General features: G+C 42.5%; 22 protein-coding genes and 3 other annotated features. Of the genes, 17 read left to right on the top strand and 5 right to left on the bottom strand.

Features of this window, described 5'->3' with window-relative positions:
- The first annotated feature begins 1 nt into the window (after nucleotide 1).
- Both OSJ91_RS21975 and OSJ91_RS21970 read left to right on the top strand, forming a co-directional pair.
- Nucleotides 2–649: a 3-oxoacid CoA-transferase subunit B gene (locus OSJ91_RS21975; protein WP_350299960.1), complete on the top strand. Its 648-nt coding sequence runs from the start codon at nucleotides 2–4 to the stop codon at nucleotides 647–649.
- 426 nt (nucleotides 650–1075) lie between these two features.
- Nucleotides 1076–1993, top strand: a complete 918-nt coding sequence (locus OSJ91_RS21970; RefSeq protein WP_350299959.1) for a peptidoglycan-binding protein — start codon at nucleotides 1076–1078, stop codon at nucleotides 1991–1993.
- 78 nt (nucleotides 1994–2071) lie between these two features.
- On the opposite strand, the gene OSJ91_RS21965 is transcribed toward OSJ91_RS21970, so the two are convergent.
- On the bottom strand, nucleotides 2072–2920 hold the full coding sequence (locus OSJ91_RS21965) for an HAD-IIB family hydrolase (RefSeq protein WP_350299958.1): 849 nt from the start codon (nucleotides 2918–2920) through the stop codon (nucleotides 2072–2074).
- Between the two features lie 131 nt (nucleotides 2921–3051).
- On the opposite strand from OSJ91_RS21965, the gene OSJ91_RS21960 reads away from it, so the two are divergent.
- Entirely contained in the window at nucleotides 3052–4041 is a 990-nt protein-coding gene (locus OSJ91_RS21960; protein WP_350299957.1) for a LacI family DNA-binding transcriptional regulator, read from the top strand.
- Nucleotides 4042–4426: 385 nt separating this feature from the next.
- On the opposite strand, the gene OSJ91_RS21955 is transcribed toward OSJ91_RS21960, so the two are convergent.
- A complete protein-coding gene (locus OSJ91_RS21955) occupies nucleotides 4427–4933 on the bottom strand; it encodes a GNAT family N-acetyltransferase (RefSeq protein WP_485890416.1) in 507 nt (168 codons plus the stop codon).
- 162 nt (nucleotides 4934–5095) lie between these two features.
- Between OSJ91_RS21955 and OSJ91_RS21950 the strand changes: the two genes are divergently transcribed.
- The 12 genes from OSJ91_RS21950 (at nucleotide 5096) to OSJ91_RS21895 (ending at nucleotide 17795) form a co-directional block, all read left to right on the top strand.
- Nucleotides 5096–6577: a sigma-54 interaction domain-containing protein gene (locus tag OSJ91_RS21950; RefSeq protein WP_485890415.1), complete on the top strand. Its 1482-nt coding sequence runs from the start codon at nucleotides 5096–5098 to the stop codon at nucleotides 6575–6577.
- A gap of 509 nt (nucleotides 6578–7086) precedes the next feature.
- Nucleotides 7087–8529: a lysine 2,3-aminomutase gene (gene kamA / locus OSJ91_RS21945; protein ID WP_413020401.1), complete on the top strand. Its 1443-nt coding sequence runs from the start codon at nucleotides 7087–7089 to the stop codon at nucleotides 8527–8529.
- 2 nt (nucleotides 8530–8531) lie between these two features.
- Entirely contained in the window at nucleotides 8532–8798 is a 267-nt protein-coding gene (locus OSJ91_RS21940) for a YokU family protein (protein ID WP_063232442.1), read from the top strand.
- 62 nt (nucleotides 8799–8860) lie between these two features.
- Nucleotides 8861–9727, top strand: coding sequence for a putative beta-lysine N-acetyltransferase (ablB, locus tag OSJ91_RS21935; RefSeq protein ID WP_485890414.1), 867 nt, complete (start codon nucleotides 8861–8863; stop codon nucleotides 9725–9727).
- A 13-nt stretch (nucleotides 9728–9740) separates the two neighbouring features.
- Nucleotides 9741–9971, top strand: coding sequence for a ferredoxin (locus OSJ91_RS21930; RefSeq protein ID WP_061464616.1), 231 nt, complete (start codon nucleotides 9741–9743; stop codon nucleotides 9969–9971).
- A gap of 75 nt (nucleotides 9972–10046) precedes the next feature.
- Nucleotides 10047–11414, top strand: a complete 1368-nt coding sequence (locus OSJ91_RS21925) for an aspartate aminotransferase family protein (protein WP_485890413.1) — start codon at nucleotides 10047–10049, stop codon at nucleotides 11412–11414.
- A 10-nt stretch (nucleotides 11415–11424) separates the two neighbouring features.
- A complete protein-coding gene (locus OSJ91_RS21920; RefSeq protein ID WP_034309697.1) occupies nucleotides 11425–12123 on the top strand; it encodes a CoA transferase subunit A in 699 nt (232 codons plus the stop codon).
- Complete coding sequence (locus tag OSJ91_RS21915) at nucleotides 12108–12770, top strand: 3-oxoacid CoA-transferase subunit B (RefSeq protein ID WP_350299951.1); 663 nt, start codon at nucleotides 12108–12110, stop codon at nucleotides 12768–12770. The genes OSJ91_RS21920 and OSJ91_RS21915 overlap by 16 nt, the downstream gene beginning before the upstream one ends.
- 19 nt (nucleotides 12771–12789) lie before the next feature.
- Nucleotides 12790–13971, top strand: coding sequence for a thiolase family protein (locus OSJ91_RS21910; RefSeq protein WP_413019478.1), 1182 nt, complete (start codon nucleotides 12790–12792; stop codon nucleotides 13969–13971).
- A gap of 11 nt (nucleotides 13972–13982) precedes the next feature.
- The gene (locus OSJ91_RS21905) at nucleotides 13983–15308 is read left to right on the top strand and encodes a peptidase (protein ID WP_485890412.1); all 1326 of its coding nucleotides are present in this window, start codon (nucleotides 13983–13985) and stop codon (nucleotides 15306–15308) included.
- A gap of 98 nt (nucleotides 15309–15406) precedes the next feature.
- The gene (locus OSJ91_RS21900; RefSeq protein ID WP_413019476.1) at nucleotides 15407–16903 is read left to right on the top strand and encodes an amino acid permease; all 1497 of its coding nucleotides are present in this window, start codon (nucleotides 15407–15409) and stop codon (nucleotides 16901–16903) included.
- A 289-nt stretch (nucleotides 16904–17192) separates the two neighbouring features.
- Complete coding sequence (locus tag OSJ91_RS21895; protein WP_485890411.1) at nucleotides 17193–17795, top strand: DUF7010 family protein; 603 nt, start codon at nucleotides 17193–17195, stop codon at nucleotides 17793–17795.
- A gap of 44 nt (nucleotides 17796–17839) precedes the next feature.
- Here OSJ91_RS21895 and OSJ91_RS21890 read toward each other — a convergent pair whose 3' ends face one another.
- Nucleotides 17840–18115 (bottom strand): hypothetical protein, encoded by a 276-nt coding sequence (locus tag OSJ91_RS21890; protein WP_350299947.1) that lies wholly within the window; start codon nucleotides 18113–18115, stop codon nucleotides 17840–17842.
- 113 nt (nucleotides 18116–18228) lie between these two features.
- Nucleotides 18229–18450, top strand: a binding site (T-box leader).
- A 29-nt stretch (nucleotides 18451–18479) separates the two neighbouring features.
- Nucleotides 18480–18701: a binding site (T-box leader), on the top strand.
- Nucleotides 18702–18732: 31 nt separating this feature from the next.
- Nucleotides 18733–18954, top strand: a binding site (T-box leader).
- Between the two features lie 61 nt (nucleotides 18955–19015).
- Here OSJ91_RS21890 and thrS point away from each other — a divergent pair.
- Nucleotides 19016–20923: a threonine--tRNA ligase gene (thrS, locus tag OSJ91_RS21885; protein WP_485891933.1), complete on the top strand. Its 1908-nt coding sequence runs from the start codon at nucleotides 19016–19018 to the stop codon at nucleotides 20921–20923.
- A 157-nt stretch (nucleotides 20924–21080) separates the two neighbouring features.
- Here thrS and OSJ91_RS21880 read toward each other — a convergent pair whose 3' ends face one another.
- Together OSJ91_RS21880 and OSJ91_RS21875 are read right to left on the bottom strand one after the other, a co-directional pair.
- Nucleotides 21081–21602 carry a hypothetical protein gene (locus OSJ91_RS21880; RefSeq protein ID WP_485890410.1) on the bottom strand — a complete coding sequence of 174 codons (522 nt, stop codon included), beginning with the start codon at nucleotides 21600–21602 and terminating at the stop codon, nucleotides 21081–21083.
- A gap of 150 nt (nucleotides 21603–21752) precedes the next feature.
- Nucleotides 21753–22379 (bottom strand): LysE family transporter, encoded by a 627-nt coding sequence (locus OSJ91_RS21875; RefSeq protein WP_350299944.1) that lies wholly within the window; start codon nucleotides 22377–22379, stop codon nucleotides 21753–21755.
- Nucleotides 22380–22639: 260 nt separating this feature from the next.
- Here OSJ91_RS21875 and asnA point away from each other — a divergent pair, with 260 nt between their 5' ends.
- A complete protein-coding gene (gene asnA, locus OSJ91_RS21870) occupies nucleotides 22640–23635 on the top strand; it encodes an aspartate--ammonia ligase (protein ID WP_485891932.1) in 996 nt (331 codons plus the stop codon).
- The last annotated feature ends 207 nt before the right edge of the window (nucleotides 23636–23842 follow it).

Here is a 23842-nt window from a genome sequence, read left to right as displayed (position 1 = left end):
AATGACTAGACAACTAATCTTAGAACGGGCCGTTAAAGAAATCCACGATGGTATGTGTGTAAATTTAGGGATTGGAATGCCAACCTTGATTGCCAACATGATTCCGAATGACTTTAATGTCATGCTTCAATCGGAAAATGGCTTACTGGGAATCGGGCCTTATCCTCAAAAGGATGAAGTCGATCCGGATTTGATCAATGCAGGAAAAGAAACAGTAACGGCAAAAGCGGGGGCATCATTTTTTGATAGCGCTGAATCGTTCGCTATGATTCGCGGCGGCCACATCGATCTAGCCATTTTAGGCGGGATGGAAGTTTCCGAAAATGGGGACTTGGCAAACTGGATGATTCCAGGGAAGATGGTAAAAGGAATGGGAGGAGCGATGGACCTCGTCCAAGGCGCAAAACGTATTGTTGTCATCATGGACCATGTGAACAAGCATGGGGAGTCCAAAGTGAAAAAAAGCTGTACATTGCCATTGACGGGAGAAAAAGTCGTACATTGCCTGATTACCGAACTGGCTGTTTTTCAATTTACAGACGCTGGCATGGAATTGATTGAATTGCAAAATGGCGTAACACTTGATGAAGTGAAAAGTAAAACAGAGGCTGACTTTACGATAAGCCCCTCTATTGAAATTAAAGCGTAAGTTAAAGAGATTAATAAAATAATACATTATTAGACTGCTTTCATTCGCAAACGGGCGAAAGGAAGCAGTCTAATTTTTTTGGGAAATTCCCTATCTATATTGAAGAACGACAGGCTTTTTCACCTCAGTCATCAATACTTGGCAGGCAGTCGGCGGAAAGGGAGCGGATTTCTGAAATCAGCTGGAACTTTTATAAGAAAAAACTGTAGGCTAGTCTCATCCCGAACCATGTTTAAGACAAAGTTATCCTCCATGTTTTTTACTGTAACCTTTAATGGATTTCAGAATTCAACTGGAACGTTTGTTAAATAAATAACATATTACTTCTATTCTCTAATAAATGAGAACAAACTTTTCCAACTCTGCTACTTTTCCGTTAAAAAGGCTTATATACAGTTTGATGGGAACATAAGAGGAGGGATTACAGTGAAAATAGCATTACGGACATTATTGGATCGATCAGTGAAAAAGATGGGCAAAGGGATGAATCCTGTTGTGAAGGCATCAGCATTGGAAATGGTGGAACGTGCTTATAATGAAGGGATCACTGTGCAGATAAGTGAAGGTTATCGCTCTTTGGAAGAACAAGCCGCGCTTTATGGTCAAGGACGAGTTTACAGCTACAATGGAAAAAACTATAGTAATCTAGCTAAACCCATTGTGACGAATGCTAAGCCAGGGCAATCCTATCATAATTATGGACTGGCTATTGATTTCTTCATTGTGAGTGATGATGGCAGGAGAGCAATATGGACAGTTAATTCAAAGTGGCAGCGCGTGGCTGCCATAGGTAAGGATTTAGGATTCAAATGGGGCGGGGATTGGAGCTCATTCAAAGATTATCCCCATTTGGAGATGACAAGCGGGTTATCTTATACTCAGTTACAAGCAGGAAAGAAACCGCACCTTGCCTTTAAATTAGAAAGAACGGATATACCGAAGACCAGCAAAGGAGATAGTCTTATAATTTCGATCCAAAAAACGTTAAATGGCCGATATGAAACGGCTATTGAGGGTGATGGGTTTTATGGTCCCAAAACTCGATCGGCCCTTATAAAAGGTTTACAAACGGAATTGAATAAGCAATTCAATAAAAAGCTTGTTGTCGATGGGAAGTGGGGACCTAAAACCAAAAATGCGATCGTCACCATAAAAAAAGGCGCTAGCTGCAATATCACATGGATCCTGCAAGCAGCGCTCTATATGAAAGGATATAACCCTGGGCCCCTTGATGGAGAATTCGGAAAAAATACCGAGACGGCACTATTCAAATACCAAAGAGCAAGCAGGATATCCGCTGATAAGCTTGCAGGTAAAGAAACATGGAATGATTTGTTTGCTTGATAGAGAATCCATACTGTTAGCAGAAAGTTAAAGCTGTGGCAAGAGTGCACCAACTACCTTTTTTCATTACTAATACTTTCAAATGTTAATTATGGATTGTAAAGTTCTTAATATTCCTTTAGCGTACGTACCTGTCGCTATTTTAGTATGAGCTTCCTTGGCTTCTTGAGTTGCATTCCCTACAAGGTAACCATGTTTAACACTTTTTAACATGAGCAAATCATTTCCGCTATCCCCGAAAGCAAAGGCATGCTCCCGACTCAGCCCGAATTTGTCTAGCATAAATCGTACAATCTCATTTTTACCAGTACCTAATGGAATAAAGTCTATATCATAACTATCTTCAGGATCGCCGGCAAGGGGATTACAACGATTGATATTTACCCCTATCCCGTACTCTTTGGCCACCTTCTGGATAGTGGATAAGTTCTTCTTGTCGACAGATTCATGTTGTATTTGATAATAATAATTTCTTTTATAGCGTGAACTTCCCATTTGAGTCTGAGGAATCAATGGTATATTGCCCATGAGTAGAACATTATAAATTTCATCGACTTTCCGTTTATTAAATTCTTCGATATTAATCTGTGAATGCCAATCTGGATCCTTTTCCAAAAAGTTATTTTCTGAGAAATAGGTGATTTCGGTACCTAAGTCACTTGCAATAAAATGCGGGAAAAATCTGAATCCACCATGTTCCATTTTATGTAATATTGATTCGATACTACTCCCAGTGACCCAGCCAAAGACAAGTTCTTCATCATTACTTTTTGCTTCTAAGTAATTTTCAAGTTCATATAAATCTTTCTGTCTCTCGTGACTCATGGAGTGAGGATAATAGGTTTCATCAAAATCACAGAATACAATGTATTTTGGGTCTTCAACATTTGGCAATAACTGAAACCCGCCCTTTTTATTCAATAACATAACAATCCCTCCATAAGCTAAAAATTTTAAAAATACAACTCAGAAAAATTTTGTTAATATATTAGGAACGGTTTAATAATAACTTCTGAAATCGATAACATGTCAACCACTTATTACAAGGATGGGATTAAATGACGAGAATTAGCGAGATAGCCAAGATATGTAATGTCTCTAAAACAACGGTATCTAGAGTCTTAAACAATCATCCATATGTATCAAAAGAAAAAAGGGAACAAATCTTAAAGGTCATTGAAGAGCTTGATTATGCACCAAGTTCACTTGCCCGGAATTTTAGGACAAATAAAACCAAAACCATTGCAATATCAGTCCCAAGGTTCGATCATCCATTCTTTGCCCAATTGGTTAAAGGAGTATCTCTAGCAGCATTGGAAAATGATTATAAAGTTCTTATTTTTCAAACCTTTTATGATTCGAAAAATGAATTAGATGTTTTGGAAAAATTAAAGAATAGAGAAGTAGATGGGGTTATTTTAGGAGCGTTAGAAAATGAATGGAATGTAATAAAGCCTTATTTGAAATACGGCCCAATTTTACTGTGTAATGAATACCATGATTCCGCCTCTGTACCAATTATTGGTTATGACGAATTCGAAGCGACATACAAAGCTGTTAATCATTTAATAAAAAAAGGCCATAGGAAGATAGGTTTTTGCTACGATACTTCTTATAGTCAGGCTCAGAATCAAAGAAAAGAGGGGTTTTTCAAAGCTCTAGCAGATAATAATTTACTACATAATGAAGACTGGATATTTGGACATGGATTTAATATTGAAGATGGATTTCGTATTTGTGATGAAATAGTAAAATTAAAAGAAAAACCTACTGCCTTATTTACTGGAAATGATCAAGTCGCAGCAGGAATAATTAAAAAGGCAACTATGCTGGGCTATAAAATACCGGAATACCTAGCTATAGTTGGGTATGATAATCAATCTATTTGCCAAGTCACAACCCCCACCATAACCACAATCGATATACCAATTATGGAATTAGGACAACGCACTGTAATGGAATTGATTAAATATTTAAGTAGTGATTTGAAATTAAAGCGCGACGTTATTAAATTGCCTACCAAACTTAAAATCAGAGAATCAACCTAACATTCATAAAGATATAAAAACTTAAAATTCAGGTTCATTATCCTTTTAGGCAGACACTGAAGAAATTCTAAAAGAAGGGGGTTCAGAAGTATATGAATGTTAGCGGATAGGAGGTAATCCGTCCTACCCCGGGAATAATTCGACTTTCCCGGGAAAAATCCGACCTACCCAGGGAAAAATCCGACCTACCCAGGGGAAAATCCGACCTACTCAGGGAATAATTCGACCCAAGCGGAAATAATTCGACATACTTCAAGATAATCCGACCTACCCCGGGAATAATTCGACTTTCCCGGGAAATAATTCACCTAAACCCGGCATAATTCGACTTCCACCGGAAAAATCCTCCCTATACACAAATCCGCTTTTCACTTAAAGAATTCATTCAAAGTTCCAGGCACCAATCATTGCATTGCATAAAGCTCCCTGGCGGGTATTCGAATTCACATTCGGAGTTGAGAGTGAATCCGAGCTTGCGGCAGATTGCGTTTGATGCATGATTATTGATCGAAGGGAATGCGTGAATGTATTTGTAATTTCGTTCGGATTTGATTTTCTCTATCAGTGCCTTCACGGCATGAGATGCAATTCCTTTTCCTTGAAAGGAAGGGAGGACGCTCCATCCGATTTCGTACACAGATTCATCGTTCCACACTTTTTGCCAGTAGCCAACGGAACCGGCTGCCTTTGCCTCTGGAAACGGGTTGATGCTAAACATGCATCCCTTATCTCCTATCTGTAGATACCGTTGATGACGCTTCAGGATTTGTTCATTACTTTCTGGTCCGCCAAGGTGTTCCATCATTTCTGGGGCATTTAGTTGAAATAGTAATTCAAGGTCTTTTTCTTCCCACGGTTTAATTTCTAATCTAGTTTCCGAAATCCCACTCACCCCTAAATTTTATATTTTCTCTTATAATCTTCTTGGCTTAATGCGAGATTCCTTTATTTGACCTTATTATTCTATTGCCTTTGTGTTGAAGTTTGATTTTAATAAGAATAAAGAGATGAATGTTTCCCATTAAATGCTATAATTTACAGGTGATTCTATCAAATGACAGAGAACGGAGATGAAGAAATGAAATCTTCAGTAAATCAGTTTTCCACTCAATTTGAATGGATATTGAATGTGATCAATGTGGGTGTCCATATTGTGAATAAAGATGGGGATACGGTTTTTTACAATGAAATGATGGCACATATTGACGGGCTTGAGCGTGAACAAGTGCTGGGGGAGAATATTTTTCAGCTTTATCCTTCCTTGACTGATGAATCCAGTACGCTGCATGTAGCATTGGAAAAAGGCAATGAAACGATTGAGTCCATTCAAACATATGTCAACTTAAAGGAGAAAAAGATAACGTCCATCAATAGTACTTATCCTTTGTATGAGGATGGTGAAATTATTGGGGCAGTGGAAATCGCAAAGGATATTACGAAGGTCATGAATATGTATGACCAAATTGTCGATTTGCGTTCCCAGCTGGCCGAGACCCATAGGAAAAATAAGTTCTCTGAAGGGACGGCGACCTATCATTTTAGTGATTTGATCGGTAATAGCCCTGCTTTTCAGCAAGCGATTTCCTTGGCGAAAAAAGCGGCCCGTACACATTCCCCAGTCATGATTTATGGACCAACAGGAACAGGGAAGGAACTTGTTGCGCAAAGTATACATAATGTAAGTGCTCAGCGAAATCAGCCATTCATAGCGCAAAACTGTGCGGCTGTTCCCAAGGAATTGATGGAGGGGTTGCTGTTCGGTACGACGAAAGGGGCTTTTACCGGAGCGATGGATCGCATGGGCATTTTTGAACAGGCAAATGGCGGTACCCTTTTCCTTGATGAGCTGAATAGCCTCGACCTCGGCCTGCAGGCAAAATTGCTGCGAGTGCTTCAGGAAGGTGAGGTGCGCCGTGTTGGAGGTTCGAAGGAGCAAAAGATTAATGTGAAGATCATTGCTGCGATGAACATTTCTCCAGAAGAGGCGTTGGAGCGGGGAATCATTCGTTCGGATTTATTCTTTCGCCTCAATGTCGTGACGATCCAGATGCCTTCTCTTTCGGAGCGTAAAACGGATATTCCGGAAATCGTCAATCACTTTATTCAAAAATTCAACAAATCATTTTTTACGGAAGTGCGCGGGATCAGTCATAAGGCGATGCAGCGTCTTCTTCAATATCCATGGCCAGGGAACATTCGTGAACTGGGACATGCCATCGAGTTAACTTTTAACGTCATGGACGCAGGGGAAGATATGATTGATGAACATCATCTTCCTGCCTATCTTTTCCCTTCAGGAAATTACGCAACAGCAAATGCGCAGAGCCATCCTACCCCATTGAAAAACAGGATTGATTTACCTGTTGTTCTTGAAGAAATGGAAAGGGAAATGATCATCAATATGTTTGAGAAATATAACGGGAATATCAGCAAAACGGCAGAAGCCCTCAATATTAAAAGGCAGGGACTGCAATATAAGTTAAACAAGTACGGCATTGAAAAAGTTTATACGGCAGGGTCGAAGGCATCCAAGTGAATTCAGGTTTTTTTGGAAACGCTGTCACTGTCATATCATGATGTAATGTAAAGAAACCTTCAGAATGTAGACAAACCCGATGAAAATTGAGTTTGTCTACATTTTTTTTGCTTGTACAAATTTGGACGTTGATTGGAACGTAGAGCACTCGCTTTCCGCGGGCGGTCCGGGAGCCTCCTCGGCGCACTTGCGCCTGAGGGGTCTCCCTTGGACTCGCTATTCCCGCAGGAGTCTCGCACCTTTCGTTCCAATCAACTATGTTTAAAAATTTGGATAGAACTCCTTTTGTCTACAAACTGGAGGGCTCTTGTGTAAAGAGAGCCTTCTTTTTTATTGCCTGGCGCAAAGAATCTGGCTGCAAAAAATTATGCGTTATGAAAAATATCTTGCGATTTTAAGCTCGGTTTGCCCCCTTTTTCTTATGTTTTCCTTGTAATCAATGTTGGCATCATTCTTGCGAGAGTATATAGATAAGTTCTTATAATAAGGGGGCATTATTAATGAATTTGATGGGAATTGATGTAAAACATAAAGAATACCTAGGTGGACGCAGGCATTATAATGATATCGAATTGTGGAAGGACGTAACGGAAGAGCAGTGGAATGATTGGATTTGGCAGTTGACCAATACGATTAAAACACTGGATGATCTGAAAAAGGTCGTCAACCTGACACCGGATGAAGAAGAAGGAGTCCGGATTTCGACTCAAACGATTCCATTGAACATTACACCTTATTATGCTTCTTTGATGAATCCCGATGATCCTCGCTGTCCGATTCGTTTACAGTCGGTACCGCTTTCGGCAGAAATGAACAAGACCAGATATGATTTGGAGGATCCGCTGCATGAGGATGAGGATTCCCCAGTTCCAGGATTGACGCATCGTTATCCGGATCGCGTTCTGTTCCTTGTAACGAACCAATGCTCCATGTACTGCAGATATTGTACGCGACGCCGTTTTTCAGGTCAGGTTGGCATGGGTGTTCCCAAGAAGCAGCTTGACGGGGCGATTGAATATATCCGGAACACTCCGGAAGTGAGGGACGTGCTGATCTCTGGAGGAGACGGCCTGTTGATCAATGATAAGATCCTTGAATACGTATTGAGTAACTTACGTGCCATCCCGCATGTGGAAATCATTCGGATCGGCACACGTGCACCGGTCGTTTTCCCGCAGAGGATTACAGAAAATTTATGTAATATTCTGAAAAAATACCATCCGGTTTGGTTGAATACGCATTTCAATCATTCACTTGAACTGACGGATGAAGCGAAAAAAGCATGTGATATGCTGTCGATGGCAGGGGTGCCGCTTGGTAATCAGGCAGTCATCCTGGCTGGTATCAACGATAGTGTCCATATTATGAAAAAGCTTATGCATGACTGTGTTAAAGCAAGGGTAAGACCTTATTACATTTATCAATGTGATCTATCTGAAGGGATTGGCCATTTCCGGGCGCCGGTTTCAAAAGGATTGGAAATCATTGAAGCGCTGCGCGGCCATACATCAGGATATGCAGTGCCAACCTTTGTGGTGGATGCTCCTGGCGGTGGTGGAAAGATTGCCTTGACTCCGAATTACCTTCTTTCGCAAAGTCCGGATAAAGTCGTTTTACGGAACTTTGAAGGAGTAATCACAAGCTATCCGGAGCCGAAGAATTATGTTGCCGGCAGTGCGGATGCTTACTTTGATGAAGTGTATGGTACTGCGGATAGGAAAGAAGCCGTCGGGATTTCCGCTCTCATGACGGACGAGAAATTCAACTTGGTGCCAGAGGGCCTTCGTCGTCTTGACAAGAGAAAAGCGTATGAAAACACTGATGAACATGCTTCCTTGAAGGATCGCCGTGATAAACGGGATGAAATGAAGGAAAAATTAAGGTTAGCCCAAGAAAAAAAGAACGCCATGGCCGCCAGTGGCTCGGTGAAATCTGATGGCAAGGAGGAATGAAGATGGACTGCTTATGGTGCAATGCCCCAAACGTAGAAGAAAGTGAAAAGAAGGATTGTTACTGGATCATGCCTGACGGGAAACGCTCAATAAAAGTCCTTCAAGTTCCAGCCTTGAACTGTCCTGAATGTGGAATCTATGTATCTGATTCGATGAATCAAAAGGTGGATGAAGCCTTATCCATATATGATGTGAGTGAATATCCTGATGAGTTTACGTATGATCAGCTTCTTCAGGCACCTGTCAAAAAATTATTCAATTGGAAATAGAATGCCGGGAGAAGCGGATGATATGCATCTCTTCTCCCGAATTCTTTAAATAAGGGGGGTACATGATGCCTGTTCAAAAGCTGCCTTTTTTCACCCAAATGGAGACCGGGGATTGTTATACGATGGAGCTCTATCATGATCATGCCAATCAGCGCTTGCGCATGGATGATTATCGGGGAAATATCATAAAAGCGATCGATCGGGCCCTTGCCATCGCAAAGGAGCAGGGCTTTACTAAAGTGATACTTAAAGCGAGGAATGAAGATTTATCAGCGGCGTTGGGTAAAGGATTCATGCTGGAAGGAATATTGAGCAAGTATTTCAAAGGGAATGATGCCTATTGCATGGCCTTCTATTTAACGGATGAAAGGCGAACAAGCGACTTTTGGGTCAAGGAAGATAAAGTAATCCAAGATGTCAGTCAGATTCCTAGACTGATTGAATCTCAGCAAATACCTAAGGATTATATCCTCCGGTTTGCTACGGTTGAAGATGCAAAAGAGCTGGCGAATTTATATGGTGCCATCTTTGAAACCTATCCTACGCCGATGAATGATGAGCGATATATCAAGAAAGTGATGGAGGAAGGTACGATCTTTAGTGTTATCGAATATGAAGGAACCATTGTGAGTGCTGCATCCGCTGAAGTGAATGAGATATATCACAATGCTGAATTAACGGACTGTGCAACAATTCCCCAACATCGGAAGCATGGTTTCATGAAGGTGCTCATCTCCGCCTTGGAACAAGAATTGTTCAGGAAAAACATTTATTGCTCTTATTCATTAGCGCGTTCATTGTCAATGGGCATGAACGCCGTCTTTCATCAGCTGGGATATGAATATGGTGGCAGATTAACGAAGAATTGCAATATTTGGGATAAGTATGAGGACATGAATATTTGGGGTAAAGATTTATCCCTCAAGTAGGAGGATTGTTTTTATGGCTAAATACACATGGGTTGATAAAGAAACTTGTATTGCGTGCGGGGCATGCGGTTCAACAGGTCCTGAGATTTATGACTATGACGATCAAGGGATCGCTTTCGTCATCTTGGATGATAATCAAGGGATTGCCGAGGTTCCTGAAATCCTGCATGATGACATGCAAGATGCTATGGAAGGCTGCCCTACAGAATCCATCTTGATTCAGGATGAGCCTTTTAGTTGGTAGGATCGGTTCCTTTTAAGAACTTAATTGATTAATAGATATTGCACAGTGGGTACGAACGTTAAAAGGAGAGATGACATGACACGCAATTATTTAATTAAGCCTACTTTAGATCATGACTATCCCACTATCTCTCATGGGAATGGAATTTATCTTTATGATACAAATGGAAAACAGTATATAGACGGCTCATCAGGTGCGGTCACGGCAAGTATTGGACATGGTGTTTTGGATATTGTCGAGGCCATGACGGAGCAGGCCCGCAAGGTTTCTTTTGCATATAGGTCTCATTTTACGAGCGGAGCCGCAGAGGCATTGGCCAAAAAGCTAAGTGAGCTGGCTCCAGGGGATTTGAATTGGTCATTTTTTGTGAATAGTGGATCGGAAGCGACCGAAACGGCAATGAAGATCGCAATTCAACATTGGCAAGAAAAAGGGTTTGAGCGAAAAAATCGCATAATCTCCAGGTGGACGAGTTATCACGGAATCACGATGGGCGCTTTATCGATGTCAGGCCATGTACCAAGAAGAAAACGTTTTGTGCCGCTATTGGAGGATTTTCCTAGCATATCTGCTCCCTACTGCTATCGCTGTCCTCATAATAATGAAACTTCAGGATGCAAGCTTAAGTGTGCAGACGAACTGGAGACAGCGATTCAAAGGGTCGGCTCCGAAAATGTCGCAGCCTTCATCGCAGAACCGATAATCGGGGCATCCGCTGGTGCTGTAACACCGCCGGATGGCTACTATCAAAGGATTAAGGAAATCTGCGAAACCTATGACATTCTCTTTATCGCCGATGAGGTAATGACGGGAATCGGCCGGACAGGAAAAATGTTCGCAATGGAACACTGGGGAGTCACCCCGGATATCATCGCATTGGGTAAAGGAATGAGCGCCGGGTATACTCCAATCGCAGCCACGATGATTACTGACCGTGTCATGGAGCCCATTTTAAAAGGCTCAAAATCTATCATGGCTGGACACACATATAGTGCAAACCCTCTATCTGCAGCCGTTTCATTGGAAGTGCTTTCCTACATTGAGCGCAATGACCTGGTTCGCGCAGCGGAAGAGAAAGGCCAATATCTGTTTAAGAAGCTTCAAGGCTTGGCCGAGAAATTCGACATCATCGGTGATGTAAGAGGGAAAGGGCTTCTCCTTGGACTTGAGTTTGTCTCAGATCGGGTATCAAAAACGCCATTCGACTTGCAAATCGGCCTGACTCCAAGGCTTGTCAATAAGGCTTTTGCGAAGGGGTTGATAATCTATCCTGCTGCAGGTGCGATTGAAGGAATCGCTGGTGATGCGGTTATCATATCTCCGCCATTAATCATTACGAATGAAGAAATCGATCGCCTCGTCAAGATCCTGGAAGCTTCCCTCGAAGAGTTGCAGCAAGAATTGCACGCGGAAGGTTTGATTGAAGACATGCAGGCTATTTAGGAGGAACGGTATGAAGCAGGTCATTACGAAGAAAAACAAAATTGTGACCATGGAAGAAGCGCTGGAGCATATTTCCGATGGATGCACACTCATGTATGGCGGATTTGGAGGAGTGGGGACTCCTCCGACGCTTGTACAGGGTATCCTTGACAAGGGCGTTAAGGAATTGACCTTGATTGGCAATGATACTGGATTCCCTGATATCGGCATTGGCCGGCTTGTGACTGCTGAAAGGGCAAAGAAAGTGATTGCCTCGCATATCGGATCCAATCCTAATGCCGGCAAGCTCATGACTGAAGGAAAGCTGCAAGTCGAATTTTCACCGCAGGGTACATTAGCCGAACGGATTCGTGCCGGCGGTGTAGGCTTAGGCGGGATTTTTGTCGATGTCGGGATTGGTACGATAGCCGAAGAAGGCAAGGACAAGATTGTGATAGAAGGAAAAGAATATTTGGTGGAAACCGCTTTGACGGCTGAGGTCAGCATCGTCCATGCCAAAAAGGCCGACTCACTTGGGAATTTAGTGTACGACAAGACTGCATGTAATTTTAATCCGCTGGTAGCGATGGCAGGGGCCTTCACGATTGCGGAAGTGGAGGAAATCGTTCCTGCAGGCGAATTGGATCCGGAATGTATTGCCACACCAGGCATTTATGTAGATATGGTGATTCCGACAAAAGGGGTGAATTGGAAATGGGCATGGCAGTAGATGTACGAAATCGCATCGCGAAACGCGCCGCCAAGGAAATCCATGACGGATTGATCGTCAATTTAGGCATCGGCATCCCTACCTTGGTGGCGGACCATATACCTCAAGATATCTCTGTGCTGTTCCATGCGGAAAACGGAGTTCTCGGTACCGGTCCAAGTCCGGATCCGGGAAAGGAAGATCCTGCCCTCTGTAACGCGGGTGGTTTCCCGATCACAACTGTAATGGGAGCCTCATATTTTGATAGTGCAACAGCATTTGGAATGATCAGGAAAGGATACATCGACATCACCATCCTTGGAGCCCTGGAAGTGAGTGAAAAAGGGGATTTGGCGAATTGGATTGTCCCAGGGAAGCGGGTGCCGGGGATGGGCGGGGCAATGGAACTTGCCCAGAAAGCCAAAAAGGTGATCGTCCTGATGAATCACGTGAATAAGCAGGGTGAATCGAAGATATTGAAGACATGTACGCTACCATTGACGGCCAGGCAGAGTGTGAATTTAATCATTACGGATATGGCTGTCATGGAAGTTACATCAGAGGGATTGGTGCTCAAGGAAGTCATGGCGCCATTTACCGTGGATGATGTGCTAAGGAATACGGAGGCAACGTTGAAAATCCATGCTGCCGTCAACACCATTGAATAGGTAAGAGGAGGAAAAAAGCTTGAATGAGGTTGTCATCGTTGCTGGGGCGCGAACTGCAGTTGGATCCTTTGGAAAATCACTCAGGAATGTTAAAGCTACCGAATTGGGCCGTCAAGTATTGGAAGGTTTAATGGAGAATTCCGGTTTGGGAAAAGAAAAAGTCAATGAAGTGATTTTCGGACACGGCTATGTCCACGGAGGCGGGCTTAACTCGGCACGAATTTCGTCGCAGCTGGCATGTTTCCCACACAGTGTCCCAGGACACGTTGTAATCAAAGCATGTGGATCAGGTTTAAAGGCCATTACCAACGCCGCTTTAACTATCGCTGCTGGTCAAGAAGACGTCATTATTGCCGGCGGAGTGGAGAGCATGAGCAATGTGCCTTATATCGTGAAAAATAGATGGGGCGGTAAATTTGGAAACGTAACGATGGAGGATGCTCTGCTGGCAGATGGATTAATATGTTCCTTGGGAAATGAGCATATGGGGATAACTGCCGAGCGCTTGGCTGAAAAATACGGTATCCGCCGTGAAGAACAGGATCAATTTGCTTATCAAAGCCACAAGAAGGCTTGGAAAGCTATAGTAGAAGGTCGCTTTGATAGAGAAATTATTTCGCTTAAAATCAAGGATCGAAAAGGACTTCAAATCTTCAACCATGACGAAGGGGTACGCGAGGACATTCATCTAGATCAACTAGCCAGTCTCCCAGCAGTATTCAAAAATGAAGGAACCATTACGGCAGGAAATGCCTGTCCTATGAATGATGGAGCTGCAGCTGTACTATTAATGTCCAAACAGCAAGCAGAAGAAAAGGGATTAAAACCGCTCTTGAAAATAAAGGCTTTCGCCAGTGCAGGAGTTGAACCTGGAGTTATGGGGATTGGACCCGTACCAGCGACTCGAAAGGCATTGGCAAAAGCAGGTCTATCGTTAGAGGATATCGGACTTATTGAACTTAATGAAGCCTTTGCTGCCCAAGCACTTGCAGTGATCAAGGAGTTAGATTTGAATCAGGATATTGTCAATGTCAATGGAGGGGCAATTGCACTTGGTCACCCTGTAGGAGCAACAGGTGCAAAATTGACAGTCACACTGATGCATGAAATGTTGCGTTCACAAGTTAAGTACGGAATGGTAACGTTGTGTATGGCAGGTGGAATGGGACTTTCAGTAATCTATGAGAATATGTGTATTTAAGGAGGATAAATGTGCCGGATATAAAAAAACGGATAAACCAATGGATAGAGGATCATCGGGAAGAAGGAACAAACCTATTGCAAAAAATGGTACAAGCCCCGAGTACGCAAGGAAATGAAGCAGGGGCACAAGCCATCGTCGCACAAAAGCTGCAGGAAATGGGTTTGCAAATCGATAGTTGGGAACCTGACGGCGGAGAGCTGAAAAAGCATTCATATTTTTATTCTCCACGCAGTGAATTTTCCAACAGCCCCAATGTGGTAGGTATCATGAAAGGGACTGGAGGCGGACGTTCCATCATTTTGAACGGACACATCGATGTGGTCCCGGATGGAGACCGGGATCAGTGGGACGACGACCCATATAGCGGAGCGATTAAGAATGGAAGAATGTTTGGACGCGGAGTAACCGATATGAAGGGTGGAAATGTATCGCTGATCCTTGCGATGCAGGCATTGAAGGAAAATGGCATCCAATTAAAGGGAGATGTCATATTTCAAAGTGTGATTGAAGAAGAAAGCGGCGGAGCCGGAACATTAGCGGCCGTCCTGAGGGGATATAAAGCCGATGCCGCCCTGATACCTGAACCGACGAATATGAGGATCTTTCCGAAACAGCAGGGTTCGATGTGGTTCCGGATCCATGTAAAAGGACGGTCAGCACATGGCGGAACAAGGTATGAAGGCATTAGTGCGATTGAAAAAAGCATGGCTGTCATCAATCATATCCGTGCCTTGGAAGACAAGCGAAATGCACGTATCAGTGATCCGCTTTATCAGAACACGCCTATTCCGATTCCGATCAATCTAGGTGTCATTGAAGGCGGCAATTGGCCGTCATCCGTCCCCGACCTTGTGAAAATCGAAGGAAGGATGGGCGTTGCGCCGGAGGAAACGATGGAGCAGGCGAAAGACGAAATGGCTGCCTGGTTATTGCAGCTGGGGGAAGTGGACCAATGGTTCAAGGAAAACCCACCAGTATTGGAATGGTTCGGGGCACGCTGGGTTCCGGGAGCAATCGACGTAGAGCATGAATTGATGAATGCGCTTGTTCATCAATATCGGCAAGTGGCCGGACAGGACCCTATCATTGAGGCATCTCCTTGGGGAACGGATGGTGGATTGCTGACACATGTCGGTGAAACGCCTGCAATCGTGTTCGGGCCAGGAGTAACCGAGGTTGCCCACTATCCAAATGAATACATCCTGCTCGACAACGTGTTCTCCACAGCCGAGATCATTGCCCTTACTTTAATTCAATGGTGTGGAATGGAGACTGAGCAGGATGGGGTCACCCAATCCGGGAATAGGGAGACGATACCAGGCAATGGCAATTAAACTGGATAGTAACCCAGCAAGTAAAGCACAAAGCGGTTGTTAAAAACTCTTATATTTCTTGAACTTTTAACTATAAAAGAAAATGAGGTAGGAACCATATGGATATGAATCTCATTGATAATCAAGAACCGACAGTTAAAAGGCATCCCGATAATCAAGAACCGACAGTTAAAAGGCAACTGAAAGCAAGGCATATGACCATGATTGCCATTGGCGGTTCAATAGGAACCGGATTATTCCTGGCAAGCGGGGCAACCATCCAGAGTGCAGGACCTGGTGGTGCCCTGGCTGCATATGCCTGCATTGGAATCATGGTTTATTTCTTGATGACGAGCTTAGGGGAAATGGCGACTTATATGCCTGTGTCGGGATCATTTTCCACCTACGCCACACGCTTTGTTGATCCCGCATTCGGCTTTGCACTTGGCTGGAATTATTGGTTTAACTGGGCAGTCACCCTTGCCGTGGAAATAGCTGCAGCAGCCATCATCATGAAATTTTGGCTCCCTGATGTACCCAGCCTTATATGGAGCGCATTGTTTCTTGGAATCGTCTTCACCCTCAACGCCCTATCCATTAAAAGCTATGGTGAATCTGAATATTGGTTTGCACTAATAAAAGTCATCGCCATCATTTTCTTTATCATTATTGGTCTATTGACCATATTGGGGGTTTTTGGCGGAAAGGTGATCGGATTTGAAAACTTCACCATGGATGAGGCACCATTCAAGGGAGGATTTTTATCGATCATCTCAATCTTTCTAATCGCGGGATTTTCTTTTCAAGGAACTGAACTTGTTGGTATTGCTGCCGGAGAAAGTGAAGAACCCGAAAAAAATGTTCCGAATGCGATCCGCCAAGTATTTTGGCGCATCCTCTTATTTTACATCGGGGCCATCCTGATACTCGGCCTCTTAATACCTTATACGAGTCCAAGTTTGTTGAACGGAGATGTCGAAAACATTTCTGTAAGCCCTTTCACACTTGTCTTTGAACGGGCAGGACTGGCATTCGCGGCATCCGTCATGAATGCGGTCGTGTTAACCTCCTTACTATCCGCAGGGAACTCGGGGCTATATGCATCAACGCGGATGTTATGGTCGATGGCAAAAGATAAACAAGCTCCCAAATTCCTGGCTAAAGTCAACCGCAGGGGAATCCCGATGAATGCTTTGATCATGACATCCTTAATTGGAGGACTCGCCTTCTTGACCTCCATTTTCGGGGACCATGTATTTACATGGCTATTGAATGCATCCGGGCTGACCGGCTTCATCGCCTGGATTGGAATCGCCATAAGCCATTATCGCTTTAGACGTGCCTATGTTGCACAGGGTGGTGACCTAAACGAACTGAAATATAAAGCAAAATGGTTTCCATTCGGTCCGATTCTTTCATTCACCCTTTGCATGCTCGTCATAGCAGGACAGAACTATGGAGCATTCCTAAGCGGCAGCATCGACTGGTATGGCGTCGCCGTCTCCTATATCGGATTACCGATATTCCTGGTAGTCTGGTTAGGATACAAGATTTATCACAAGACCAAATTAATATCATTAAAAGATTGTCAATTCGATAAATCAGATGTGGCTTGATATCAATGGAAAAAACCTGAGACCCCTTTGGGGACTCAGGTTTTTTTATGGGGATTTGTATCGAAATCCAGTTATATCTGCGAAAATCGGAATATATCTGCGAAAATCGGATTATATCTGCGAAAATCCAATTATATCTCCGAAAATCCAGTTATATCTGCGAAAATCGAATTATTTCTCCGAAACGGCAATTATCCATCTTAAATCATTTTTTTGCAGCTGAATAATTGGGAAGGGTGCGCAATACTATTATTCTATGTATGATAATACTTTGGATGAAAGGAAACTGATGATGAAAGAGGCGTTTCGCGGTTCTGGAATTGGAGTCATTTTCATGGCGTTCTTCGGTACAATGTGGGCAGGTACCGGTGTAATGGGATTGCAGGGGTGGGGGTTTCCCTACGTGGAACTCGCAGCCATATTGATCGGAATCATAATGGTTATCGGAGGCATATCATTAATTCATGCATCACAAAAAATGTCCAATCAAGTTTCAGAAAATGGGGCTAGGCGGCTGAGGCGTATCGGATTTTTGTTTAATATGGTCTTCATTGCCGAAGGTTTGCTGATTGGGATTGCCATTGCCATCTGTAACTTGATAAATCAGATTGATCTTATACCGGGAATCATCGCCATTATTGTTGGGATTCATTTTTTACCTTTGGCGTCACTTTTCCAAATCAAGATCTACTATGCAACAGGAGTGCTTCTCTGTTTATTGGCGCTGATCACATTGCTTATTGTGCCAGACACCGTCATGTTGAGGGAGCATCAAATCCTTGCACCGATATCATTGCTCGGCTTCGGATGTGCGCTAATTCTCTGGACCACTGGACTTACGCTATGGCTTGGAATAAAGAATTCAAGGCGAACGATAGCCGATGAAGATTGAACTCATCAAAAAACCCGTCATGATGAACGGGTTTTTCATTTCGATTAATTTTTCATCCAGGTCAAGAGCCTGACAATTTGAAATGGCTCATTCCAAACGAGAATGAAACTTAAAAGAAAGAATGCAGCCACAGCCAAAAACTTAGTCTTTCCTTGTTCATTGATAAACATGGCCCCGAAACTGCAAAACATACCAATAAGTAACGCACCGAATCCTGAAATCATAAGCAGCTCGGAGGCTTTTGGTAAAGCAAGGGAACAGCAAAATGCTAGTGTACCAATCACGGCAAATACGATAGACCAATTGCTTAAACTTTTCATAGAGACTCCTAATTATACCAATTTAGTGTATATAATAAAATAAATAAATTTGAGGTTGTCACTTATGGGAATATATTGTAATATATATAACAATATAAAAATCCATTTACATTTTAGAAGCATTGATAAGGATATGAATCATTTTTACGGTCTGCAGAGAGGGAAGGGCAGCTGCGAACTTCCTGGCTTAGGAAACTGATTTACCGCCTTTGAGCTATATCGGTGAACAAGAGTAACTGATATCGTCTAAGCTGCGTTACAAGCTCCAGAGCCATGAGTGTTTTCTTGCTTATGGGAAATTGGGTGGAATCACGGGTAACGCACTCGTCCCTTATTTAGGGATGGGTGCGTTTTTTATTATTATAATATTGCCATGATAAGGACATGAATCATTTTTACGGCCTTCAGAGAGGGAAGGGCAGCTGCGAACTTCCTGGCTTAGGAAACTGATTTACCGCCTTTGAGCTATATCGGTGAAAGAGAGTAACTGATATCGTCTAAGCTGCGTTACAAGCTCCAGAGCCATGAGTGTTTCTTGCTTATGGGAAATTGGGTGGAACCACGGGTAAACGCACTCGTCCCTTATATAGGGATGGGTGCGTTTTTTTATATATAAAAATATTGCGATGAAGAGGACATGAATCATTTTTACGGCCTGCAGAGAGGGAAGGGTAGCTGCGAACTTCCTGGCTTAGGAAACTGATTTACCGCCTTTGAGCTATATCGGTGAACAAAAGTAACTGATATCGTCTAAGCTGCGTTACAAGCTCCAGAGCCATGAGTGTTTTTTGCTTATGGGAAAATGGGTGGAACCACGGGTAAACGCACTCGTCCCTTGCATAGGGATGAGTGCGTTTTTTTATTATTAAAAAAAGGAGTGTTTATGTGATGGGTGAAAAAATGATTAAAGTTCAATTTCCGGATGGGCAGAAAAGGGAATATCCGCAAGGGGTGACAGTGGAAAGTGTGGCAGGGTCTATCAGCTCAAGTTTAAGGAAAAAGGCAGTAGCAGGAAAACTGGATAAGCAACTGGTTGATCTAAGTCACAAGCTTAATAAGGATGCCGAACTGTCGATCTTGACTCTGGATTCGGATGAAGGATTACAAGTATTACGACATACATCGGCACATGTTTTGGCGCAGGCTGTGAAAAGGTTATACCAAAACGTGGAATTAGGGATGGGGCCAGTCGTGGAAGATGGTTTTTACTATGATTTTAAGTTAGACCATCCTTTGAGTTCAGAAAATCTACAAGCCATTGAAAAAGAGATGGAGCATATCATAAGTGGAAATCTGGAAATTAAAAGGATCGAAGTGACTTATGAAGAAGCTGTGAAGTTATTCGAGGACAGAGGGGAGTCATTCAAGTTGGATATAGCAAAGAACATCCCTAATGGTGAAAAATTAACGCTCTATCAACAAGGGGAGTTCATCGATCTTTGCAGAGGGCCGCACCTTCCATCCACATCATTTGTAAAATCGTTCAAATTGACTCGTGTATCTGGTGCCTATTGGCGGGGAGACAATCAAAATGAAGTTCTTCAAAGGGTATATGGCGTGGCTTTCCGAAAGAAAAAAGATTTACAAGAGCATTTTGAATTTCTGGAAGAAGCGGCTAAACGCGATCACCGTAAATTAGGGAAGCAGTTGGAGTTATTCATGTTTTCGGAGGAAGCCCCTGGAATGCCGTTTTATTTACCGAAAGGACAAATCGTTAGAAATGAATTGGAGAAGTTCTCGCGGGAGCTTCAGACTGAGGCTGATTACGACGAAGTTCGGACTCCTTTCATGATGAACCAGCGCTTATGGGAACAATCGGGTCACTGGGATCATTACCATGAGAATATGTACTTTACAGAGGTGGATCAAACAAAATTTGCGATGAAGCCAATGAACTGTCCGGGTCATATGCTTATTTTCAAAAACAGTCTTTATTCTTACAGGGATTTACCGATCCGGATGGCCGAATTCGGTCAAGTCCACCGTCATGAATATAGCGGTGCATTGAACGGGATGCTGCGTGTCCGTACATTTTGCCAGGATGATGCCCACATCTATGTTCGGCAGGATCAAATCGAAAGTGAAATTAAACAAGTGTTTCATCTGATTGATAAGGTGTATCGCACTTTTGGATTCGAGTATTCCGTGGAGCTCTCGACTCGTCCAGAGGATTCAATGGGAGATGATTCCCTTTGGGAAGCTTCTGAAACAGCCTTGAAAAATGTACTGGAAAGCATCGGGATACATTATCAAGTTAATGAAGGGGACGGGGCATTTTATGGACCGAAAATTGATTTTCATATTAAAGATGCATTAAAACGAAGCCATCAATGTGCAACAATCCAGCTTGATTTTCAAATGCCCGACAAATTTGATCTGACTTACATCGATGAAAATAATGAAAAAGTACGTCCGGTCGTCATTCATCGTGCCATTTATGGATCGATCGATCGTTTTTTTGGAATTCTGATAGAACATTTTGCCGGTGCTTTTCCGGTATGGCTCGCCCCGGTGCAAGTACTGATCATCCCTGTCTCACAGGTTCATTTGAATTATTGTTTAAAGGTTCAAAAAGAACTGAAGAATCAAGGCATAAGAGTGAAAATTGATGATCGGAATGAAAAGCTGGGGTATAAAGTCAGGGAAGCACAGATGGGGAAAATCCCATATATGCTGGTTCTTGGAGATAAAGAAGAGGAAGAAAATCAAGTGAATGTCCGGAAATACGGGGAACAAGAATTTGAAAATGTCGCAATAGAAACGTTCATCGAGAAAATGGTTCAGCAAATAAAAGAACGCAGCATCTAATAAAAAAGCAGCTTAATCCGGAATTCACGAGTAAAAGTGCAAAACTCACGAGTAAATTACAAAATTCACGAGTAAAAGCATGAAATTCACGAGTAAATGCCCCTTGGATTATGTTTTTATAAAAAGAGACAGCCGAAATAGCTCGGCTGCCTTTTTTCTATCTACAAATCCATACCCAGCCAACGCCCGGAATGAACTGTTGGAAACAGTTACCGCCCGGTCCGCCTTGACCGCCACCTTGACCGCCACCTTGACCGCCGCCTTGACCGCCACCCTGGCCGCCGCCTTGACCGCCGCCTTGACCGCCACCTTGACCGCCGCCTTGACCGCCACCTTGGCCGCCGCCACCGACAGGGCAGGTTAATCCTAGGTATTGCAATCCGACTATATCTGTACGATGAACCTCATTTGGGATGCCACCTTCTAGTATCTGTACCATACCAGTGGCAGTATTGAGGCCCATCAAAATAAAGGTATGCTGGCTGTTACCCCAAAATGCTCTGAAACAATGACCTTGTCGGCCTGCGTTCAAATGGCTCTGAATAGTGGCTTCTGGAACCAGTGTTTGTACTGGCAGTCTGTTATCATAATAAGGCAAATCGGCATAAGAATTATCGTAATAATATGGATCATTATAATATGGATCATTATAAGAGTAATAACCGTAATTATTATACATTCAAGAAATCCTCCCTTTTTGTTTACCCTTTCAGGCTATGAACAAAGGGGGATAAGTGTCCGACATGGACAAAGATGGATACTAAAATGGGCAGCCTATTTTTATAATTTAAACGAATTTACGAGTAAACTCTTACATTTCCTAAACTCTTTATGTAAATAAAACCTTGGCTGCTTGGATGGCAAAGTAAATGCCAATCCCTATAAGGGATATTCCTGAAATGATCGAGATGCCCATTAAAATGGGTTTGGATAAAAAGCGTCTAAAGGTGCTGGCGATGATGGCCATAGCGAAATCCCAGGTTAAGAGGCCGACAAGGATACCTGAACTGTATAAAAGTAATTGTTCCATATCATATTTTGAAGCGGAGTTTGCGAGAATGGATCCATAAATCCCAAGCCAAAACAAAATGGATAAAGGATTCGAAAGGGACATGATGAATCCTGTCAGGAATGAAGAAAGAAGGGAATCTTTCGCTTTTCGTGCATTCACTTCAATCTTACCTGCACTTAACAGACTTTCAATTCCGGTATAGGTCAGGACGAAAAATCCAAAAAGCCATAAAAATGTCTTCATGAAAGAGTTGTCCAAAAAGTGGACGACACCGAAAAAGACGAGGGCTATAAATACAAAATCCGCTAAAATGGCACCCCAGCCAAAAACCCAGGCATGCCAAAAACCCTTCTTGATTCCTTTGTCCAATTGAGCAGCATTTATGGGACCGATAGGAGCCGCCAGTGATAAGCCTAATAATACATAGCTGAAAAAAACACCCAATTCATCACCTCATCGTTTGTTACATCTTCACTTATTTGAATGTATTCAGACAATTGGACTTGTACCACATTTTTGACCCTTTTTTTGAGGTGATAATTGTCCGGATTGGTGCTTATGGATGTACCTAGTCGTGACATGGGGGTTTTGTAACAACACAGAAAACTCCTTCATAATGTAATTTAGTCAAATGGAAAGACGCCAATTTTTAATGCATGCGCTATTCAAAGCGGAATTGGAGGATAATTATGCCTGAATTATCGATGCCGAATAAATACAAAACAATTCTTGATATCATGCATACGGATATTGCGATAAATGAAATTAAGGGTCATTTTGAAGAAGGAATTTCAAATGCGTTAAACCTGATTAAAGTATCAGCACCTATCATTTTAAATGAAGGTAATGGTATAAATGACAATTTAAATGGTGTGGAGCGGGTTCTTACCTTTGAAGCTCTGGATATTAAGAATAAACAAATAGAAGTGGTTCAATCTTTGGCAAAGTGGAAAAGAATCACTCTTTCTAGGTATGGTTTGGCGTGTGATGAAGGCATTTACACAAATATGAATGCGATAAGACGTGATGAAAAACTGGATCATTTACACTCGTTATTTGTGGATCAATGGGACTGGGAGAAAGTCATAACGAAAGAACAACGTAACGTAGATACATTAAAATCTGAAGTGGAAAAAATATATAGAGCCATTAAATCGACCGAACGTTATATGTTTGAATTCCATCATCTGCTTAAGCCTGTGTTACCTGATGACATTCACTTCATTACGACCCAGGAGTTGGAGGATTTATACCCGAATCTGACTTCGAAGGAAAGAGAGAATGTGGCAGCGAAGAAATATGGTGCAATTTTCATCATGAAAATTGGCGGAGAGTTACAATCGGGGGAAAAGCATGATGGACGTTCACCGGATTATGATGATTGGGACCTAAATGGAGATATCGTTTTATGGAATCCACTCTTGGAATGTGCTTTTGAAGTTTCTTCAATGGGAATTCGAGTAGATGAAAAGTCACTGTTAAAACAATTAAAATTATCCAAAAACGAAAATCGTAAGGTGCTCAATTATCATAAGGCCGTATTGGAAGGAAAGCTTCCGTATTCAATAGGCGGAGGAATAGGGCAATCCAGATTATGCATGTTTTTGCTAAAGAAAGCACATATTGGCGAGGTTCAGGTTTCGGTATGGAATGACCAAATTTTAAACGACTGTAAAAAGAGGAATATTACTCTTTTATAAAGACGAAAGCGGGATAGCCATTTTTAAACAGAAATGGAGAGTTTATCGAAAGAGGAGGTTTTTTTATATGGATTAAACCCCTCACTAGATTGAAGAAATTTGCAACACTCCTACCGAATAACTGGCTAGCTGAGATACCAAAGCCGCTAGCTTTGATGAGGTTTGGCAAACTGCTCTTCTTTTAATTTGTCTACAGTCTGACCCATT

Source organism: Bacillus sp. T-10(2022) (assembly GCF_056502895.1).
Note: the sequence above shows the minus strand (reverse complement) of the source record. Positions and strands in the feature narration are given on the sequence as shown.

Coding starts and splice junctions, on each gene's coding strand:
- OSJ91_RS21975 (WP_350299960.1), top strand. CDS start 2: ATGACTAGACAACTAATCTTAGAACGGGCCGTTAAAGAAATCCACGAT.
- OSJ91_RS21965 (WP_350299958.1), bottom strand. CDS start 2,920: ATGTTATTGAATAAAAAGGGCGGGTTTCAGTTATTGCCAAATGTTGAA.
- OSJ91_RS21960 (WP_350299957.1), top strand. CDS start 3,052: ATGACGAGAATTAGCGAGATAGCCAAGATATGTAATGTCTCTAAAACA.
- OSJ91_RS21950 (WP_485890415.1), top strand. CDS start 5,096: ATGACAGAGAACGGAGATGAAGAAATGAAATCTTCAGTAAATCAGTTT.
- kamA (WP_413020401.1), top strand. CDS start 7,087: ATGGGAATTGATGTAAAACATAAAGAATACCTAGGTGGACGCAGGCAT.
- OSJ91_RS21940 (WP_063232442.1), top strand. CDS start 8,532: ATGGACTGCTTATGGTGCAATGCCCCAAACGTAGAAGAAAGTGAAAAG.
- ablB (WP_485890414.1), top strand. CDS start 8,861: ATGATGCCTGTTCAAAAGCTGCCTTTTTTCACCCAAATGGAGACCGGG.
- OSJ91_RS21930 (WP_061464616.1), top strand. CDS start 9,741: ATGGCTAAATACACATGGGTTGATAAAGAAACTTGTATTGCGTGCGGG.
- OSJ91_RS21925 (WP_485890413.1), top strand. CDS start 10,047: ATGACACGCAATTATTTAATTAAGCCTACTTTAGATCATGACTATCCC.
- OSJ91_RS21920 (WP_034309697.1), top strand. CDS start 11,425: ATGAAGCAGGTCATTACGAAGAAAAACAAAATTGTGACCATGGAAGAA.
- OSJ91_RS21915 (WP_350299951.1), top strand. CDS start 12,108: ATGGGCATGGCAGTAGATGTACGAAATCGCATCGCGAAACGCGCCGCC.
- OSJ91_RS21900 (WP_413019476.1), top strand. CDS start 15,407: ATGGATATGAATCTCATTGATAATCAAGAACCGACAGTTAAAAGGCAT.
- OSJ91_RS21895 (WP_485890411.1), top strand. CDS start 17,193: ATGATGAAAGAGGCGTTTCGCGGTTCTGGAATTGGAGTCATTTTCATG.
- OSJ91_RS21890 (WP_350299947.1), bottom strand. CDS start 18,115: ATGAAAAGTTTAAGCAATTGGTCTATCGTATTTGCCGTGATTGGTACA.
- thrS (WP_485891933.1), top strand. CDS start 19,016: ATGATTAAAGTTCAATTTCCGGATGGGCAGAAAAGGGAATATCCGCAA.
- OSJ91_RS21880 (WP_485890410.1), bottom strand. CDS start 21,602: ATGTATAATAATTACGGTTATTACTCTTATAATGATCCATATTATAAT.
- asnA (WP_485891932.1), top strand. CDS start 22,640: ATGCCGAATAAATACAAAACAATTCTTGATATCATGCATACGGATATT.